This is a genomic window from Campylobacter sp. RM19073 (genome assembly GCF_024723495.1).
Classification (GTDB): Bacteria; Campylobacterota; Campylobacteria; order Campylobacterales; family Campylobacteraceae; genus Campylobacter; species Campylobacter porcelli.
In genome coordinates this window covers 1-2522 of the sequence record NZ_JANQCT010000049.1, presented here as the reverse complement: position 1 = coordinate 2522, position 2522 = coordinate 1, and the positions used below count along the sequence as shown (strand labels likewise).

3 protein-coding genes are annotated in these 2522 nt (G+C 34.7%); all 3 read right to left on the bottom strand.

Features of this window, described 5'->3' with window-relative positions:
• Nucleotides 1-195 precede the first annotated feature (195 nt).
• From CSUIS19073_RS08125 to CSUIS19073_RS08115, 3 genes are read right to left on the bottom strand one after another with little or no spacing between them, the layout of a single operon-like run.
• Nucleotides 196-939, bottom strand: coding sequence for a hypothetical protein (locus CSUIS19073_RS08125; RefSeq protein WP_086242673.1), 744 nt, complete (start codon nucleotides 937-939; stop codon nucleotides 196-198).
• Complete coding sequence (locus tag CSUIS19073_RS08120; RefSeq protein WP_086242672.1) at nucleotides 936-1757, bottom strand: cytolethal distending toxin subunit B family protein; 822 nt, start codon at nucleotides 1755-1757, stop codon at nucleotides 936-938. Before CSUIS19073_RS08120 ends, CSUIS19073_RS08125 begins: the two co-directional genes overlap by 4 nt.
• On the bottom strand, nucleotides 1754-2434 hold the full coding sequence (locus CSUIS19073_RS08115; RefSeq protein WP_086242671.1) for an RICIN domain-containing protein: 681 nt from the start codon (nucleotides 2432-2434) through the stop codon (nucleotides 1754-1756). The genes CSUIS19073_RS08120 and CSUIS19073_RS08115 overlap by 4 nt, the downstream gene beginning before the upstream one ends.
• Between the last annotated feature and the right edge of the window lie 88 nt (nucleotides 2435-2522).

Here is a 2522-nt window from a genome sequence, read left to right as displayed (position 1 = left end):
AATTATAAATAAACTAAATAAAAAGTGGAGATTGCCACTTTTTATTAAAAATATAAGATGAGTAGATAAAATTTAAACTAAATAAACTAACTAAATGAATAAAAATAAACTAAACTGAAAAATATAAACCAACTAAGCCAGATAATAACAGTCAAATAACAACATCTGCTTTTATAGATTTGATCAGTATCAAATCTAATCAAGCGGTTGTAAAACGGCAGCCTCTCTAATCTCAGGCATTATAGCCCAAAGCTTTGGCAAATCTACACCAAATCCCTCTCTTAATTCACATTTTAATATTCCCACTCTTTGCCATGGCTCTAAATTAGGATTAAAAAATGTGCTTATACACTCCTTACCACCTAAGACTAAAGATCTTATCTCCACAGCATCACTTAAAAGTGGTATTAGCTGAAATACAGTCTCAAATTTCTTTTTATTTAAATCCGCAAAGCAGTTTTTTAGCATAAAAAATCCACTCTCATCAATTCCTAAGCACTCATTTATATCCTTAGCTGATACAAACTGAATATACTCAAGGCTTAAATGTGCAAAGCTATCAACCCTTTTAATATCACTAATTACACTTGGTTCAAATGCTTTAACCTCTCTTAGGTTATAATTAAAGGTCTCATCTGATTTACCTAAATTTACCACCAAAGGCATACCTGTATCAAGGGATCTTAGGCTTAAAGGCAAAGTAAATGGATCAAAGCCATCTTGATTATTTGATGAGCTAGTTAAGATTGGTGTTTTTATTTTATCATTTAATAATGGAGCTCTATCTGGGGCTCTTTTTTCATCTGGGGCTTTGCTTATATCTCCAGCAAAGCCTTGTGAGCCATCAAGCTTTAAAAATGTCTTATTTGGCGTTGAGGCACAACTAACGATAAATATAGATATTAGAGCTATTAAAGATATTTTTAGAGTTTTTATCATGGAAATCTCCTAAATGTTACAGGGAAGTGATCGCTTGCTATGTGAGTTCTAAATCCACTAAAGAATGTGCTAGCTGATATTGGTGGTAATGGAGCTGGAAACACTGCACGATTGGAGTTACCTACTACAGCGTAATCTAGAGTTCTTCTAGCACTTATTTGAGTGATGGCGTTATTTGTAATTATTCTAGTTCTAAGTCTTAACTCAAGCTCAAATGAGCTAAGAAGCTCTCCTGGCTCTCTATTAAAATCTCCCATTATAATCCAGTTAGTGCTAGCTAGAGTTGGGGAGCTTTGAAAGAATAGATCTATATTATGCACAATAGCTGAAGCATCAGCTCCACCATTTGCTAAAGCGTGAATACTAAAAAACGCATCATTATTTATCCTAATGCCAATCATAGGTCTTGAGACTGTAGTTGGAGGCGGAAGTAAGAATACTTCATCAGCTTGTCTTCTACTAGCTAGAGCTAAATTTACTCTATTACCACCCTCATCAGTCCTAGCAAAATATACAAATATTAGATCTGGTCTAAGCCTAGAGCCTATATTCCACACATGCTCAGTTACTACTACACTAGTACCAAATGCTCTAAACTCCCTTCCAGTTGGCTCAGCTGTGGCTGGGAGAGTGCCAGCTTCTTGAATAGCTAGGACATCAATGGAGTTTTGACCAGAGAACATTTGAGTTACGCTAATACTCCATTTAGCCTCGCTACTAGCACTTGAGCCTTGCATATTCCAAGTAGCTGTTTTAAAGTCATCTATATTAGCAAATAGGCTTATAAAGCTAAATAATAAGATTAATATATTTTTCATTGTTGGTATCCTAATAGTACTTCAGTTGGTAAAGCTTTAGGGATAAATACCCATTGTTGATTAAAATTTGGCTTAAAATTACAATCTCTCATAGCAAGACTATAGTAGCTACCAGTTTGGACTAGCGAGCCAAGATCTGTTGTTATACATTTATTTGAAGCTGTGGATTTAAGCTGAATGGCTCCATTATCCATAGCAAAGAGCTGCCATTGCTGGGATTTATTATTTGGGTCGCATCTGCGGTGAGTTATACCACTGCCTTCATCGTGAATGCATGTATTTGTAAGGAAATTTGATATTAAAGCTATATCATTACCTAGATTTATAACTTGCCAAAATCTAGCCGCTCCAAAATCCTTTGAGTTATCTAAGGTGTAGCCCCATAGCCAATTTCCCTCAGCTAAAGCCCAAATGGTTATAGATGAGCCGCCCATTGGGTTTATTATAGTTAGTGCAGCTGATTTAGAACCAAGACTTGGAGATGCGGATAGATTTAATAGCGGGGCACCATTTGGAGTGCTTAAGTTACTATCTACATCAGCTCTATTAGATACTAAAGATTTCATAGGGTTTGTAGTTAAATTATCATCTATTACAGGTGGTGCGTATGGGGATTTACTAGAACCACAAGATATAAAAAATAGAGATATTATAAGTGGAAATATCACTCTTTTCATCTAATTCCTTTTAATAAGTAGTTTAGTGGATTAATATTGATAATTAATCTTAATTATCTTAGCATAATTTTACTTAATGGGGTATTAA

What these genes read in the sequence shown, in the direction of transcription:
- CSUIS19073_RS08115 (WP_086242671.1), bottom strand. Translation starts at nt 2,434, where the DNA reads ATGAAAAGAGTGATATTTCCACTTATAATATCTCTATTTTTTATATCT.
- CSUIS19073_RS08120 (WP_086242672.1), bottom strand. Translation starts at nt 1,757, where the DNA reads ATGAAAAATATATTAATCTTATTATTTAGCTTTATAAGCCTATTTGCT.
- CSUIS19073_RS08125 (WP_086242673.1), bottom strand. Translation starts at nt 939, where the DNA reads ATGATAAAAACTCTAAAAATATCTTTAATAGCTCTAATATCTATATTT.